Origin of the sequence: Curtobacterium poinsettiae (assembly GCF_025677645.1) — a bacterium.
Taxonomy (GTDB): domain Bacteria; phylum Actinomycetota; class Actinomycetes; order Actinomycetales; family Microbacteriaceae; genus Curtobacterium; species Curtobacterium poinsettiae_A.
The window spans coordinates 1,282,472-1,295,733 of record NZ_CP106879.1; the positions used below are offsets into that span (position 1 = coordinate 1,282,472).

Sequence of the window (13,262 nt, forward strand, 5' to 3'; positions counted from 1 at the left end):
TACGCGACGGGACAATTGTCCCGTCGGGGGTGTACGGTGACGGTACAAAAGTCCCATCACTTCTGAGGAGCACCCATGCACGTCTTCGTCACCGGCGGCACCGGCACCATCGGCACCGCGGTCGTCACCGAACTCATCGCCGCCGGGCACACCGTCACGGCACTGGCCCGGTCGGACCGGTCGGCAGCTGCCCTCATCGCCGCGGGGGCGACCCCCGCCCGCGGTGCACTCACCGACCTCGACGTGCTGCGCGAGGGCGCGCGCTCCGCCGACGGCGTCGTCAGCCTCGCGTTCTCGAACGACTTCAGCTCGGCGGAGGCGCTCGAGCGGGGCATCGCCGAGGAGCGCGCCGCCATGGCCGCACTCGGCGAGGCGCTCGTCGGCAGCGACCGCCCGTTCGTCGTCGTCTCCGGCACGCCGTGGGAGTCCGGTCGAGCCTCGGTCGAGACCGACCCGCTCCCGCTCGAGGGGCCGGTCGCGGGTCGCGCCCGATCCGTCCTCGCCGCCCTCGAACTGGCGGCACGGGGCGTCCGAGTCTCGGCGATCCGGCTGCCGCGCACCGTGCACGCCGACGGCACGGGTGGGTTCGCGGGGATCCTGACGGAGACGGCCCGACAGGCGGGGGTCGCGGGCTACCCCGGCGACGGCGAGCAGCGGTGGCCCGCCGTGCACGCCGCGGACGCGGCGGTGCTGTTCCGGCTCGCGCTCGAAGGTGCTCCGGCGGGGACCGTCTGGCACGCGGTCGCCGACGAGGGCGACCGGGTGCGTGACCTGGCCGAGGTCATCGGGCGTCGGCTCGGCCTGCCGGTCGAGCGGGTGGCCGACGAGACGTTCGGCGCGTTCGCGCCGATCTTCGCGATGGACCAGCCGGCGTCGAGTGCCCACACGCGCGAAGCGCTCGGCTGGGTCCCGACACACCCGAGCCTGCTCGAGGACCTGGAGAACGTGCAGCGCTGAGCGCCGCGGAGCACCGTCAGCGGTGGGCGGACGGCGCGCTGGACGGGAGGCGCGGTGCCGGGCCGCCACGGGCCTCCTGTCCGCCGTGCAGCCGCGTCAGTGCTGCCCGCCGCGCAGGCGGCCGATGCCGAGCACGATGCCGACGACGACCATGCCCAGCGCGAGGCCGGCCACGGCCGACACGGCGGTGTCGGCGATCCACACGACGACGGGGCCTGCGGCCTCGAGTGCGTGCTCGATCACGTGCAGCAGGTCGTACGGCCCGTGCCAGACGGTCTCGGCGAGGTTCGCGATGACCAGGTGTCCACCGACCCAGAGCATCGCGACCGTGCCGATGACGCTGATGACCCGGAAGACCATCGGCATCGCACGGACGATGCGGGCACCGATCCGGCGGGTGCGGCGGACGGAGTTCTTCATCATCTGCAGGCCGATGTCGTCGACCTTCACGAGTAGTGCCACGGCGCCGTAGACGACCGCGGTCATGACCAGGCCGATCACGATCAGGGCGCCGAGCGTCGGCCAGAGCCCCAGGTCGGGGTCGAGGCCGGCAAGTGCGATGAGCATGATCTCGGTGCTCAGGATGAGGTCGGTGCGGATGGCGCCGAAGACGAGCTTCGGTTCGGTGACGGCCTCGTCGGACCCGCCCTCGTGGTGCACGCCGAACCACTCGGTGACCTTCTCGGCGCCTTCGAAGCACAGGTACGTGCCGCCGAGCAGCAGGAGCCACGGCAGCACGCCGGGCGCGAAGGCCGTCAGCAGCAGGGCCAGCGGGATGATGATGACGAACTTGTTGAACAGGCTGCCGAGCGCGATGCGCCCGACGACCGGGAGTTCACGAGCGGGCTCGAGGCCCTGCACGTACTGGGGCGTGACGGCGGCGTCGTCGATGACGACCCCGGCGGTCTTCGCGCTGGCCTTGAGGGCTGCGGAGAGGATGTCGTCCACCACGGCGAGCAATCCGACTGACAATTCGTTCTCCACTCGTCTGACCTGTGACCGTGCACAGCGTAGTGGCCGCGGGGCATCCTGAACGCCAGCCACCGGACGTCCGTAGGCTCGCGGCATGGCTGACTTCACCGCATCCCAGGCCGCCGTCGTCCGGATCGAGCGTTCCGAGCAGGGGCGCTGGGACCTCTCCGTCATCAGCGACGCCGGTGTCGCGATGGGGCACGGGGTGTACCTGTTCGACGCGGCCCAGGACGACGCCGAGGACGAGCAGGCCGCAGCCCTCGACTTCGTGCGCGACTACGGGTTCCGGTTCGAGCGCGACGCGGTGCAGGCCGACGGTCCCGACGCCTTCTGGGCGCCGCTGCTGCCGTCCGACCAGCAGTAGGCGCTGCAGCGCGCGGGACGCAGCGCGCCTGGGTCAGCGTGCCGAGCCCTCGAACCCGATCAGCCAAATGACCCCGAACGCGTCACGGACGGTGCCGTCCCAGTCGCCCCACGGCCGCTGCTGCAGCGGGTCGACGACCGTACCGCCCTCGGCGAGCCGGTCGAACCACCGACGCAGGACGTCCGGTTCCGCAGCGCCGAGCAGTGAGAAGAGCAGCCCCGTCGCCGAGAACGGGGTGTCGCCCTCGCTCGCGTCCGCGGCGAACAGCTGCAGCTCGCCGGTCAGCTGGCCGTGCGCGACGGCGTCGGCCGGACCGTCCGTGCGGGAGAAGTCCGCATAGGTCGCGATCCGCACCTCGCCACCGAACACCCGCTGCCAGTGCTCGAGGGCACGCCTGGCGGTGCCGGCGAACTGGAAGTACGGCGCGGGTCCGGTCGTGTGCATGCCCGGCAAGGTACTCCGGCGTGCGGCGCCGGGGAAGCCCGGGGTTCGTCAGTCGAGCAGCGCCAGTGCGCGCTCCACGACGTCCTCCGGTCGTCCGTCGCCGTGCAGGGCCCACCAGGTGAGTGCGGCGCTCGCGGCGGCGGCCAGCGTGTGGGCGCGCACGGCGGCGGCGAGGTCGTCGGCGGTGCCCCCGTCCCGCTCGGCCACGTACCGCAGGATCTCGTCGGTCAGGGCCGTGACCGTGGCTGCGCCGACGTGCTCGAGCGACGGGTTCGCGCGGATGACCCGGAGTCGGTGCCGGGTGACCTCGACCGCGTCGTCCGGGAACGTCGCACCGATCCGGTAGGCCGCCCGGAGCGCGACCGCCGAGGGCTCGTCGGCCGGCCGTGCCCGGAGGGCTTCGCGGAACCGTGCTGCGAACTCGTCGAGACCTCCCCACACCAGCGTCGCCTTGTTCGGGAACAGCCGGAAGAGCGACCGGCGACTGACCCCGGCCGCCGCGGCGACGTCGTCCATCGACACCGCGTCGAAGCCCTGGTCGTCGAACAGCCGGAGTGCGACGAGGGACACGGCGTCGGGGTCGATGGTGCGCGGGCGCCCCGTCGGACGGTCGTTCGTCGAGCTCATGGAGACCTTTCGGCACTGAGTGCTATAACCGGTGTGGCGCAGCGAGCGCCTCTCATCGAGGAGACGACATGACCGACACCACCACCGCCGGACGGTTCACCGGCAGGACCATCATCGTCACCGGAGCGGGTTCCGGCATCGGACGCGCCACGGCGACGCGCATCGCGAACGAGGGCGGCCGCGTCATCGCGACCGACGTCGTGACCGAGCGGCTCGACGCACTCCGCACGGAACTGGAGGGCTTCGCCGTGGAGACCGTCGTCGGTGACGTCGCCGCGAGCGAGACCATCGACGCACTCATCGCGGCCGCCGGTGACCGGGTGGACGGACTCGCCAACGTCGCCGGCATCATGGACGCGTTCCTGCCGCCGGACGAGGTCGACGACGCCACCTGGGAGCGTGTCTTCAGCGTCAACGTCACGGGCCCGATGCGCCTGACCCGCGCCGTGCTGCCCCTGATGATCGCCGCCGGCAAGGGGTCGGTCGTGAACGTCGCGTCCGAGGCCGCCTTGAAGGCCTCGGCCGCCGGCGCTGCCTACACCTCGTCCAAGCACGCCATCGCCGGGTACACCAAGAGCGTCGCGTTCTTCCACGGGCCGCAGGGCATCCGGGCGAACGCCGTGGCACCGGGTGCGGTCGCCACGAACATCGAGGCGCCGATGCGCAGCGAGTACGCGGCTCGCCGGGTCGGTCCGATCATGCAGACCACCATCCCGCCGGTCGCCCAGCCCGAGCAGCTCGCCGCCGCCATCACCTGGCTGCTGAGCGACGACTCGGCGAACGTCAACGGCGCGGTGCTGCCGAGCGACGGTGGCTGGTCCGTCGTCTGACGCTGACCACCTGACGAACGGGAGGCCCGTGGCGGCGCCGCCACGGGCCTCCCGTCCGCCTTCGGCCACGTCGACGACGCGCGGTTCCTTCCCAGAGCGCGTGCGCTGGAATGCGGAACCGGGCGTACCGGGCCGGAAGTTCCTGCCCGGTACGCCCGATCCGACACGGCGAGCCAGCGGCCGGCGGCTCAGGAGACGAGCGCCGCCATCTCGCGCACGACGGAACGGAGCCGATCCGCGAGCTCGTCGTTGCTCCGCACGGTCTCGCGGTGCGCCGCCTCGCTGAGCGCGGACATCACCAGGGTCACGGCGGTGCGGGCGGTCTGCGCGTCGGTGCGGGTGCCGACGACGCTGAGCAGGGACTGGCGCGACTCGGCCATCCACCGCATCACCATCGCGGACATCTCCGGCCGGAGCACGAGCAGCTCCTTCATGCGACGGCGGTCCTGCGAGAGCGGGACGGTCGCCGCGACCAGGGTGCACAGGTCGTCGACGAGGGCGCCGTCGGCCTCGACGAACCGGGCCGCGGCACGCTCCGGGACCTCGACGGAATCGAGCCCGAGCGCCGCGTGCGCCTTCGACGAGAAGTAGTTGAAGAAGGTGCGGGGGGAGACGTCGGCGTCGGCGCAGATCTGCTCGACCGTGACGCCGTCGAGCCCGTGCGCCGACACCAGGGTGAGCGCTGCGTCGTGCAGTGCCTGTCGGGTCTGCTGCTTCTTCCGTTCACGCAGCGTGCACGGCTCCGTTGCCGCAGCCACTGCCGGTGTGGTGATCACGTGGACTCCTGGCGGTTGATGTGTCTGTGTGTGGGAGGGGCGCCCGCCCGGAAAGGGGGCACGGACGGACGCCCCGGTCGGTCACCGACGGTGCGTCGGCGTGGATCCGGTCGAACCCTGTCCGGTCGAACCCGATCCGGTCGGTACGGACCCGGTCATCGGTCCGGTGAACGAGCCGGCCTCGGCTGCTGCGGCACCCGCCTCGGCCTCGAGCTGCGCCTCGGCGGACATGTCGGCCTGCTCCTGGAGCGCGGAACGCTGGCGCAGCGGCGGCACCCGGAAGAACCAGGTCAGTACGAACGCGAGCAGGATGACGCCGAGACCGACCCAGTAGATCGTCACGGACGAGGCGTTGAAGCCCGCCATGAACGGCCGGGTCAGGCGGCTGTCGGCACCGGTCAGGAACGAGGTGTCGTTCGTGCTGGTGGCGCTGTCGCTCGTGCTGGTGCCGTCGTCGATCTTCTTCGCCAGCTCCGGGGTGAGCTCGTCGACCCAGTAGGAGCGCTGGTCGGCGTTCGACCAGTCGACGGACACGGTGCCGCCCTGCACGCTGGCGTGCGCCTGGTCGGCGACCTGCTCGAGCGCGGACTGCTCGGCGGCCGGCGTGGCCGCCGCGACCTGCTGGTCGATGACGCTCTGCGCTGCTGCGGCGGGCACGGCACCTGCGGTGACCTGCTGCTGCACGGCCGCGGTGACCTGCTCGGTGACCGCGGCGTCGGCGGCCTGCTCCGCCTTCGCCGAGGCCGCGTCGAGCTGCGACTGCACGGTCTTCGTCAGCGGGGTGACGACGGGCGTCCAGATCTTGTCCATGGCACCCTGGTTCGCCTTCGCGCTGGCGACGGTCGGGTTGAGCGCGGCGTCGAGTGCCGGACCGAGGTCCTTCTCGTTCGCCGTGGCCGTCAGGATGTTCGCCGGCATCACCGAGAACAGGATGGACAGCAGCACGGCGGTGCCGAGCGTGCCACCGATCTGACGGAAGAACGTGGCGGACGACGTGGCGACGCCCATGTCGCGGGCCTCGACGGATCCCTGCGACGCCAGGGTCAGCGACTGCATGACCGATCCGAGGCCGAGGCCGATGAGGAACATGCCGATCATCAGGAACCAGAGCGGCTTGTCGATCGTCATGAAGGTCAGGACGACGTAGCCGGCGGAGACGAGCGCGGTGCCGATGACCGGGAAGATCCGGTACCGGCCGACGCGTGCGACGATCTGACCCGAGGTGATCGAGGCGATCATGAGACCACCGACGAGCGGCAGGGTGGCGAAGCCGGACTCGGTCGGGGTCAGTCCGACGACGATCTGCAGGTAGAGCGGGATGGTGAGCATCGCGCCGAACATCGCGAAGCCGACCAGGAACCCGATGACGGTCGCCATCGAGAACGTGCCCGAGCGGAACAGCTTGAGCGGGATGATCGCCGCGTCGCCCATCTTCGACTCGATGAGCAGCAGACCGATCAGGCCGACGACACCGACGACGTAGCAGGCGATGGCGGCGGGGGAGCCCCAGCCCCAGATGCGGCCCTGTTCCGCGACGAGCAGGAGCGGCACGAGGGTGACGATGACGGCGGTCGCGCCCCACCAGTCGACCTTCGGCTTCGCGTCGCCGGCGCCGTGCACCTTCGGCAGGTGCAGGAACACGATGACCATGAGGAGCGCGGCGACGCCGATCGGCACGTTGATCAGGAGCACCCAGCGCCAGCCCGTGATCCACAGGATCTCGGAGGAACCGGCGAGCAGACCGCCGATGAGCGGGCCGATGACGGACGAGATGCCGAAGACGGCGAGGAAGTACCCCTGGTACTTGGCGCGCTCCCGCGGGGCGAGGATGTCGCCCATGATCGCCAGCGGCAGCGACATCAGCGCGCCGGCACCGATGCCCTGCACCGCGCGGAAGGCGGCGAGCATGAGCATCGAGGTCGACATCGACGACAGGACGGCGCCGAGGATGAAGACGACGATGCCGAAGATGTACAGCGGGCGCCGGCCGAAGATGTCGGAGAGCTTGCCGTAGATCGGCGTCGCGATCGTCGAGGTGATGAGGTAGGCGGTCGTCACCCAGGCCTGCTGGTCGAGCCCGTGCAGGTCGTCGCCGATCGTGCGGATCGCCGTGCCGAACACCGTCTGGCCGAGCGAGGACAGGAACATGCCCGCCATCAGGCCGTAGATCACCAGGAGGATCTGACGGTGGGTCATCAGCGGCTGCTGGCCGGCGCCCCCGGAGGCCGCTGGGGCCTCGGCGGTGTGCCGACCGTGCTGCACCGGGACGGGTGCGGTGGCGGTCATCGAACTCCTTTTTCTGACTGTGAAACTTTGCAGACCGCGCAACGATACATCTGTTGCTTCCGGCAAGCAACTAAATGTGCCCGCTACGCTGAGCGCGTGACCGACGACCGGCGTGCCGCCGAGCGACTCCTGCGATCCCAGCTCGACCGGCTGTGGGTCCGGCAGACCCTGCGCTCTTCGCTCATCGAGTCCCGCGGTGGCCTCGACCCGACGGCCCGCGTGATCCTGCGAGCCGTCGCCGGGCACGGGCCGGTCCGGGCGACCGCGATCGCCGACGCGACGGGGCTGTCACGCCCGGTGATCAGCCGCCGGGTCGCCTCGCTGATCGAGGCCGAGCACCTGATCGGGTCGCCCGACCCCGCGGACGGCCGCGCCACGCTCGTCACGCTCGCCCCCTCCGGCCGACGGCTGCTCGACGAGCTGGACGCCGCCGGGGCCGAGGTGTTCGACGACCTGACGGAGGAGTTCGCCTCCGACGAGCTGCGCTCGCTCGCCGAGATGCTGACGCGACTGAACGACCGGGCGGACGCGGTCCTGGGGATCGGCACCACGCGCTCCTGAGGTGACCGAGGGCAGGGACGGGAGGCCCGTGGCGGCGTCGCCACGGGCCTCCCGTCCCTGCGGAGCGCGCATCCGAGATACCGTTGGTGGTATGAGCACGGACACCACCCCAACCACTGAGACCCTCGACGACGGGCCCGTGGTGACGTTCGCCGGTCTCGGCCTGAGCGACGCTGTGCTCAAGGCCGTCAAGGACATCGGCTACGAGACCCCTTCCGCCATCCAGGAAGCCACCATCCCCACGCTCCTCGCCGGGCGCGACGTCGTCGGACTGGCGCAGACCGGTACCGGCAAGACCGCGGCCTTCGCGCTGCCGATCCTGTCCCGCATGGAGTCCGGCAGCAAGAAGCCCCAGGCGCTCGTGCTGTCCCCGACGCGTGAGCTCGCCCTGCAGGTGTGCGAGGCGTTCGAGCAGTTCGCGTCCCACATGAAGAACGTGCACGTCCTGCCGGTCTACGGCGGCCAGGCCTACGGCGTGCAGCTGTCCGCCCTGCGCCGTGGCGTCGACGTCGTCGTCGGTACCCCCGGCCGCATCATGGACCACCTGGCGAAGGGCACGCTCGACCTGTCCGAGCTCAAGTACCTGGTGCTCGACGAGGCCGACGAGATGCTCAAGATGGGCTTCGCCGAGGACGTCGAGACGATCCTCGCCGACACCCCCGACGACAAGCAGGTCGCGCTCTTCTCGGCGACCATGCCCGCGCAGATCCGCCGCATCTCGCAGCAGTACCTGACCGACCCGGCCGAGATCACCGTCAAGACCAAGACGAAGACCGCCGCGAACATCACGCAGCGCTACCTGATGGTCTCGTACCCGCAGAAGGTCGACGCGCTCACCCGCATCCTCGAGGTCGAGGACTTCGAGGGCATGATCATCTTCGTCCGCACCAAGAGCGAGACCGAGACCCTGGCCGAGAAGCTCCGTGCCCGCGGGTACGCAGCCGCCGCGATCAGCGGTGACGTGGCCCAGGCCCAGCGCGAGCGCACGGTCAACCAGCTGAAGTCGGGCAAGCTCGACATCCTGGTCGCGACGGACGTCGCCGCCCGTGGCCTCGACGTCGACCGCATCACGCACGTCGTGAACTTCGACATCCCGGTCGACATCGAGTCCTACGTGCACCGCATCGGCCGGACCGGTCGCGCCGGCCGCTCGGGTGACTCGATCAGCTTCGTCACCCCGCGCGAGCGTCGCCTGCTGTCCGCGATCGAGCGTCACACCAAGCAGCCGCTCACGCAGATGCAGCTGCCGACCATCGACGACGTCAACGAGACCCGCCTGACGCGCTTCGACGACGCCATCACCGCGGCGCTCGAGGACCAGGGCCGGATCGCCGCCTTCCGCGACGTCATCGCGCACTACGTCGAGCACCACGACGTCCCCTCGGACGACGTCGCCGCTGCCCTGGCCGTCGTGGCGCAGGGCGACTCGCCGCTGCTCCTCACCGCAGCCGACGACGCCCTCCGCACCCAGATGGAGCGCGACGCCCGTCGCAGCGAGCGCGACGAGCGTGGTGCCCGCGACGACCGTGGCGGCCGCAGCGACCGCGGCGACCGTGGTGGCGACCGCGACCGTGGTGACCGCGGCGACCGCGGCCCGCGCCGTTCGCAGCCGATGTCCCCGTACCGCATCGAGGTCGGCCGTCGTCACCGCGTCGAGCCGCGCCAGATCGTCGGTGCCCTGGCCAACGAAGGTGGCCTGCGCCGCGACGACTTCGGTGCGATCCAGATCCGTCCGGACTTCTCGATCGTCGAGCTGCCGGCCGACATGGACCCCGGTGTGCTCGAGCGCCTCACCGACACCCGGATCAGCGGCAAGCTCATCGAGATCCGTGCGGATCGCCGTGGTGGCGGTCGCCGCTCGGACGACCGCGCCCCGCGCGGTGACCGCGACGACCGTCCGGAGCGCAGGCCGCGCTACTGAGACGCGCGCGTCTGCGACGCGACCTCTTCTGACGGGAGGCCCGGTGCCAGCTGGCACCGGGCCTCCCGTCCGTCGTCAGTGCGGGTCCCGGGCCTGCGGCATCTTGCGGTGCGGGGAACCGCAGATCCCTCCCGCAGGCGTTCCCCCGGAGTCCGCACGGTGCTGTGATGACCGGAGCCGTGACGCAGGGAGCCGCGGAGAAGGCAGGGGAACCATCGTGTACCGAGCACTCATCACCGCGGTCGCCGCCGCGGCGCTCGTCTTCGGAGGCGCGGTGCCGGCGACGGCGCACACCTCTCCGTCGGTGCCGGGAGCGCCGACCGCCGTCCGCGTCACCGGCGACGCGGACAGTGCCACGCTGACGTGGCGCGGTCCGAAGCACGGCGCGAAGGTGACGGGCTGGAAGGTCGCCGTCGCCGCCGTCGCGAACCGGCACGACCGCCAGGTCGACCGACTCCACCCGCGCGCCCGCTCCGACCGGTTCGACGAGCTCTCGCCCGCCACCACGTACCGCTTCTCGGTGCGTGCCCTCGGCCACCGGGGGACCGGCCGCACGATCACGCTGCGCTGGACGTCACCGTCGGTGCCCGAGCCGGAGACGACGCAGTCGCTGTTCGCGCTCGACGGCAACGGTGACGTCGTGCGGTTCGCGGATTCCGGCAGCGGTGCGAAGACCGTCGTCGCGACGGACGGCGAGGGCTTCGCCGCGAACGCCGACGGTGACGTCTTCACCCCGTCGGCGGACGGCACCGAGATCCTGCTGCACCCGGCAGACGGTGGCGGGATCTCGATCATCGCGTCCGGGCTGCACCTGACCCCGGACCTGCGCTCCGACGCCGAGGGCAACCTGTACTGGGTGGACTCGGTGAGCGGTGCGGTGCAGAAGCTGTCCGTCGGCACCTCGACGCCGAAGATCGTGCTGGACCTGGGTGGCAAGGCCGTCGGGAGCGATCAGCGTTTCTGGACGGTCACCCCGGACGGCAAGGTCGTCGTACTCGGCGGAACGGTCAGCCAGCCGTACGTCAAGGGCACCGGCATCGCGCCCCGCACGTTCACCGGGCCGATCGGCACGGTCGTCGGCTACCCCGCCGGCGTGCTCGCCGACTCGCACGGCAACGTCTACGTCGACATCCGATCGACCGGTGGCGCCGGGTCGTGGGTCTGGTACCAGCTCAAGCCCGGCGCGACCCGACTGACGCAGATCGAACCGCGGTACGCGTTCGAGTACGCCGCCGCGAACGCCGACGGCTTCTCGCTCCTGCAGTCGGCGCAGTTCTGCCCCGCCCCGTCGGAGTACCGGCCGGGCGGGTGCACGATCGACCGCGGCATCCCGGACAAGCTCGTGGTGGGCAGCGGCGGCACGTCCACCGTGCCGGTGACCGGGCTGACCGCCGGGTCGCGTGGCGAGCACCTGGGTGCTGCCTCCGCCGACGGGGACGTGTTCGTCTCCATCGACAGCGGCCCCTCGGTCGGGCTGTGGAAGGTCCCCGCCGCGGGTGGAGCTGCCCGGCAGCTCGACGCGGCGCAGTACTCGAGGCTGCTGGTGATCTGACCGGCGGTGCGAGGCGGAAGGGGGTGGGACGCAACGGCGCGTCCCACCCCCTTCCGTGTGCGGCGGCGGCTGTCCAGGCGGTGTCGCGGCGGTGTCGCGGCGGCGGCGGTTCAGGCTGCGCCGTCGGCCGTCCGGCGGCACACCTCGTCCCACGGGGTCGGTTCGATCCCGAAGTGCGCCCGGCTCTCGCGGTCGTCGACCACGTACGGCGCGGTCCACTGGTAGGTCAGGTCGGCCAGCTCGCGCATCATCGGCGACACGAGCCCGCCGACGCGGAACAGGGCGGCGGGCATCCGGCGCACCGGGACCGCGGGCTTCCCCGCCGCCGCGAGGACGTCGGTGAGGGCCTGGCGCTGCGTCCGCGGTGCGTTGCTCGGCACCGTCCACGTGCGGCCGTGGGCGCCCTGGTCCTCGGCGGCGGCGACGAGGGTCCGGGCGACGTCGAGCACGTCGGTGAAGGTGTGCGGCAGGTCCGTGCGACCGACCATCGACACCGCCCGGCCCCGCAGCGCCGCCGGCAGCACACGCGTGACGTGCCCGTTCGCGCCGATCCCGGGGCCGAGGTAGTCCGAGGCGCGGACCTCGACGGCGCGGACACGGCCGGCGTCGTGCGCGGCGAGGGCATCGGCCCACAGGGTGGCGCGGAGCACTCCCTTGTGGTCGGTGGCGGCGTCCGGCAGTCCCTCGTGCATCGGCCCGTCGACCGGGCCGTACGGGTACAGGTTCCCGGTGATGGCGTAGGTCGCCCCGGTGCGTTCGGCCGCGGTGAGCAGTGCTGCGGCGAGCGGGGGCCAGGTGTGCTCCCACTGCGTGTAGTCGCCGGGGTTCGCGCAGTTGTGGAGGACGGCTGCTCCCTCGGCGGCGCGGGAGAGGGCGTCGGCATCGGACGCGTCGAGCGCGAGGTGCTCGACGCCGGCGATGCCCGTGCTGCGACCGGAGCGGGAGACGACGGTGGCGCGGTCACCCCGGACGGTCAACAGCTCCGCGACGTGCCGGCCGACGGGGCCGGCGCCGACGACGAGGTGGTGGGTCATGGTCTCCTGCTTCCTGGTGGATCGCTTCTCGGTCGATCGCTTCCTGGTCGATTCGAGAGCACTGCTCTCGGGGTCGAGCATGACGCTTTGGCTTCGAGAAAGCAAGAGCAGTGCTCTCCTTTGTGTGCGCTGCTCTCCCGTGTCAGGATCGTCGGATGGCACCCACCGCCCGAGTACTCGCACGGCAGACGGTCACCGCAGACATCCTGGCCGCGGCACGCACCCGCCTGACCGACGAGGGTCCGGCGGCCCTCAGCCTGCGGGCCGTCGCCCGTGACGTCGGGATGGTCTCGTCGGCCGTGTACCGGTACTTCCCGAGCCGCGACGACCTGCTGACGGCCCTGCTCATCACCGACTACGACGAGCTCGGCGCCGCGGTCGAGGCCGCCGGTGCCGCGGCCGGACCGGCTCCCGGTGCGCGCTGGGTGGCGATGTGCCGGGCGGTCCGGGACTGGTCGATCGCGCACCCGGGGGACTTCGCGCTGCTGTTCGGCTCACCCGTGCCCGGGTACACGGCACCGCGCGAGACCGTCGTGCCCGCGACGCGGACGACGTTGGCGCTGGTGCGCGTGGTCGCGGACGCCGTCGGCTCCGGTTCGCCTGGTGCGCCTGGTGCGTCGGGCTCGTCCGTCACGTCGACGCCGGAGGCGGCCGGGAGGCCCGGGTCGCCCACCGCTCCCACGGCGGCTCCCGGGGTGGCCGGTCCCGCCGTCGCGGACGCGGTCGTCACGCTGCGCTCGTTCGGCATCGCCCTGCCCGACGAGGTCCTGGTCCGCACCCTGATGGCCTGGACGACGGTGTTCGGGACCATCTCGTTCGAGCTCTTCGGCCACTTCGTCGGTTCCGTGTCCGACCCGGCCGCCTACTTCGACCAGGTCATCGTGCGCCTGGCGGATGACCTGGGGTTCGCCGCCGCGTTCTGACGCCGATGCTGTCCC

13 protein-coding genes are annotated in these 13,262 nt (G+C 71.7%); 7 read left to right on the plus strand and 6 right to left on the minus strand.

Features of this window, described 5'->3' with window-relative positions; translation table 11 throughout:
• Positions 1-75 precede the first annotated feature (75 nt).
• Positions 76-957, plus strand: coding sequence for an SDR family oxidoreductase (locus OE229_RS06385; protein WP_262137033.1), 882 nt, complete (start codon positions 76-78; stop codon positions 955-957).
• Between the two features lie 96 nt (positions 958-1,053).
• Here OE229_RS06385 and OE229_RS06390 read toward each other — a convergent pair whose 3' ends face one another.
• The gene (locus OE229_RS06390) at positions 1,054-1,929 is read right to left on the minus strand and encodes a DUF808 domain-containing protein (protein ID WP_182066432.1); all 876 of its coding nucleotides are present in this window, start codon (positions 1,927-1,929) and stop codon (positions 1,054-1,056) included.
• Positions 1,930-2,023: 94 nt separating this feature from the next.
• On the opposite strand from OE229_RS06390, the gene OE229_RS06395 reads away from it, so the two are divergent.
• Positions 2,024-2,293: a hypothetical protein gene (locus tag OE229_RS06395; protein ID WP_182066433.1), complete on the plus strand. Its 270-nt coding sequence runs from the start codon at positions 2,024-2,026 to the stop codon at positions 2,291-2,293.
• A gap of 33 nt (positions 2,294-2,326) precedes the next feature.
• On the opposite strand, the gene OE229_RS06400 is transcribed toward OE229_RS06395, so the two are convergent.
• Both OE229_RS06400 and OE229_RS06405 read right to left on the minus strand, forming a co-directional pair.
• Positions 2,327-2,737: a VOC family protein gene (locus OE229_RS06400; protein ID WP_263345132.1), complete on the minus strand. Its 411-nt coding sequence runs from the start codon at positions 2,735-2,737 to the stop codon at positions 2,327-2,329.
• 48 nt (positions 2,738-2,785) lie between these two features.
• Complete coding sequence (locus OE229_RS06405) at positions 2,786-3,364, minus strand: TetR/AcrR family transcriptional regulator (RefSeq protein ID WP_262137038.1); 579 nt, start codon at positions 3,362-3,364, stop codon at positions 2,786-2,788.
• 68 nt (positions 3,365-3,432) lie between these two features.
• On the opposite strand from OE229_RS06405, the gene OE229_RS06410 reads away from it, so the two are divergent.
• A complete protein-coding gene (locus OE229_RS06410; RefSeq protein WP_262137040.1) occupies positions 3,433-4,194 on the plus strand; it encodes an SDR family NAD(P)-dependent oxidoreductase in 762 nt (253 codons plus the stop codon).
• 188 nt (positions 4,195-4,382) lie between these two features.
• Here the strand turns inward: OE229_RS06410 and OE229_RS06415 are convergent, their stop codons facing one another.
• Together OE229_RS06415 and OE229_RS06420 are read right to left on the minus strand one after the other, a co-directional pair.
• Positions 4,383-4,970, minus strand: coding sequence for a TetR/AcrR family transcriptional regulator (locus tag OE229_RS06415; protein WP_259580534.1), 588 nt, complete (start codon positions 4,968-4,970; stop codon positions 4,383-4,385).
• Between the two features lie 81 nt (positions 4,971-5,051).
• A complete protein-coding gene (locus tag OE229_RS06420) occupies positions 5,052-7,256 on the minus strand; it encodes an MDR family MFS transporter (protein WP_262137041.1) in 2,205 nt (734 codons plus the stop codon).
• Positions 7,257-7,352: 96 nt separating this feature from the next.
• On the opposite strand from OE229_RS06420, the gene OE229_RS06425 reads away from it, so the two are divergent.
• The 3 genes from OE229_RS06425 to OE229_RS06435 all read left to right on the plus strand — a co-directional run bounded on the left by OE229_RS06425 (position 7,353) and on the right by OE229_RS06435 (position 11,290).
• A complete protein-coding gene (locus tag OE229_RS06425; protein WP_259580537.1) occupies positions 7,353-7,817 on the plus strand; it encodes a MarR family winged helix-turn-helix transcriptional regulator in 465 nt (154 codons plus the stop codon).
• A gap of 91 nt (positions 7,818-7,908) precedes the next feature.
• Entirely contained in the window at positions 7,909-9,738 is a 1,830-nt protein-coding gene (locus OE229_RS06430; RefSeq protein WP_209133735.1) for a DEAD/DEAH box helicase, read from the plus strand.
• A 217-nt stretch (positions 9,739-9,955) separates the two neighbouring features.
• The gene (locus OE229_RS06435; protein ID WP_262137042.1) at positions 9,956-11,290 is read left to right on the plus strand and encodes a fibronectin type III domain-containing protein; all 1,335 of its coding nucleotides are present in this window, start codon (positions 9,956-9,958) and stop codon (positions 11,288-11,290) included.
• 110 nt (positions 11,291-11,400) lie between these two features.
• On the opposite strand, the gene OE229_RS06440 is transcribed toward OE229_RS06435, so the two are convergent.
• Positions 11,401-12,324 (minus strand): NAD-dependent epimerase/dehydratase family protein, encoded by a 924-nt coding sequence (locus OE229_RS06440; RefSeq protein WP_262137044.1) that lies wholly within the window; start codon positions 12,322-12,324, stop codon positions 11,401-11,403.
• Between the two features lie 155 nt (positions 12,325-12,479).
• Between OE229_RS06440 and OE229_RS06445 the strand changes: the two genes are divergently transcribed.
• Complete coding sequence (locus OE229_RS06445; protein ID WP_262137045.1) at positions 12,480-13,247, plus strand: TetR/AcrR family transcriptional regulator; 768 nt, start codon at positions 12,480-12,482, stop codon at positions 13,245-13,247.
• The last annotated feature ends 15 nt before the right edge of the window (positions 13,248-13,262 follow it).

Excerpts from the sequence above, each read along its gene's own strand:
- OE229_RS06385 (WP_262137033.1), top strand. The coding sequence starts at position 76 with ATGCACGTCTTCGTCACCGGCGGCACCGGCACCATCGGCACCGCGGTC.
- OE229_RS06420 (WP_262137041.1), bottom strand. The coding sequence starts at position 7,256 with ATGACCGCCACCGCACCCGTCCCGGTGCAGCACGGTCGGCACACCGCC.
- OE229_RS06405 (WP_262137038.1), bottom strand. The coding sequence starts at position 3,364 with ATGAGCTCGACGAACGACCGTCCGACGGGGCGCCCGCGCACCATCGAC.
- OE229_RS06430 (WP_209133735.1), top strand. The coding sequence starts at position 7,909 with ATGAGCACGGACACCACCCCAACCACTGAGACCCTCGACGACGGGCCC.
- OE229_RS06440 (WP_262137044.1), bottom strand. The coding sequence starts at position 12,324 with ATGACCCACCACCTCGTCGTCGGCGCCGGCCCCGTCGGCCGGCACGTC.
- OE229_RS06395 (WP_182066433.1), top strand. The coding sequence starts at position 2,024 with ATGGCTGACTTCACCGCATCCCAGGCCGCCGTCGTCCGGATCGAGCGT.
- OE229_RS06410 (WP_262137040.1), top strand. The coding sequence starts at position 3,433 with ATGACCGACACCACCACCGCCGGACGGTTCACCGGCAGGACCATCATC.
- OE229_RS06400 (WP_263345132.1), bottom strand. The coding sequence starts at position 2,737 with ATGCACACGACCGGACCCGCGCCGTACTTCCAGTTCGCCGGCACCGCC.
- OE229_RS06445 (WP_262137045.1), top strand. The coding sequence starts at position 12,480 with ATGGCACCCACCGCCCGAGTACTCGCACGGCAGACGGTCACCGCAGAC.